The following is a 1,365-nucleotide window of genomic DNA, read 5'->3' as shown; positions in this document are numbered from 1 at the left end:
GACGTGATAGGGCAGAGTGCGCAGGCCCGCGGCGCGCACCGTGGCATCGATGCACCAGAACGAGCGCGGCGCGAAGAACGGAGAACCGGCCTGCACCACCATGGTGGCGCCGGGTGCCAGCGCACCGGCGGCCAGCGCGTAGAACTCGGTGGAGTAGAGCTTGGCGATCGAGGTCTGATCGGGATCGGGCAGATCGATGAGCACCGCGTCGAACTGCCGTGGCGCCTGGCGCAGCCAGGAGAACGCGTCGGCGGTGACCACCGTGACGCGCGGGTCGTCGAACGCGTGCCGGTTCAACGCGGTGATCCGTGCGTCGGTGCGGGCCAGGTGGATCATCTCGGGATCCAATTCGACCAGGGTCACGGCCGCCACGTCCGGATACTTCAGGATCTCGCGTAACGCCAGCCCGTCGCCGCCGCCGAGCACCAGCACGTTCGCGCGGGCGCCGGCCAGCGCCGGATGCACCAGCGCCTCGTGATAGCGGTATTCGTCGACCGAGGAGAACTGCAGATCGCCATTGAGGAACAGGCGGGTATCGGTGGTGCCGAACGGCGACAGCGATTCGGTGAGCACGATCTGCTGATACGGCGTCTGCTCCCGCCACACGATCGGATGCGCGAACAACGCCTGCTGTGCGGTGGCCTCGAACCGGTCGGCATAGAGATAGCTGCCCACCAGCACCGCCGCCACCAGTACGGTGAGCGAACCCAGCAGCCAGCGGGTGGCGCGGCGCAGATCGCCGCGGAACCAGACGAAGATCAGCGCGAGCCCGGCCAGCGCGTTCACCACGCCGACGATCAGGCTGCCGCGGATCTGGCCGAACATGGGCAGCAGCAGGAACGGGAACGCCAACCCGCCCAGCAGCGCACCCACATAGTCGGCGGCGAACAGGTCGGCCACCGCGCTGCCCGCGGCCTGACGGCGGATCCGCTGCAGCAACTCCATCAGCAGCGGGATCTCCGCGCCGATCAGCGCCCCGATGACGATCGAGATCAATACCAGCGCCGCGGTGTAGAGGTCGAGCCAGGCGTAGGCGGCATACAGGGCCAGCACCGACAGTCCACCCACGGTCGCCAGCGCCAGTTCCACCCCGACGAACGCGGCCGCCGCACGATGACGCAACGGTTTGGCGGCAAGCGCGCCCAGGCCCATCGCGCACACCATCACACTCAAGGTGATCGAGGCCTGCGCGGCGGTATCGCCGATCAGATAGCTACCGAGGGTGACCAGCGACAGCTCGTAGACCAGACCGCACGCCGCGCAGACGAACACCGTCACCAGCAGCGCGATCCTGGCGAACCGCCGGCGCGGACCGGTGACCGCCCCGCCGCTACCGGGTGCGCCGGTTTCGGCCGGATTCTCGGT

Annotated in this window: 1 protein-coding gene; it reads right to left on the bottom strand. The window is 68.7% G+C overall.

The annotated features are described in order from the left end of the window. A partial coding sequence (locus tag RJ05_RS14545) for a polyamine aminopropyltransferase (protein ID WP_051016580.1) occupies positions 1-1,365 on the bottom strand: 1,365 nt, incomplete at both ends.

This window comes from Nocardia cyriacigeorgica NBRC 100375 (assembly GCF_000308555.1).
In the GTDB taxonomy this organism is placed as follows: domain Bacteria; phylum Actinomycetota; class Actinomycetes; order Mycobacteriales; family Mycobacteriaceae; genus Nocardia; species Nocardia cyriacigeorgica.
Note: the sequence above shows the minus strand (reverse complement) of the source record. Positions and strands in the feature narration are given on the sequence as shown.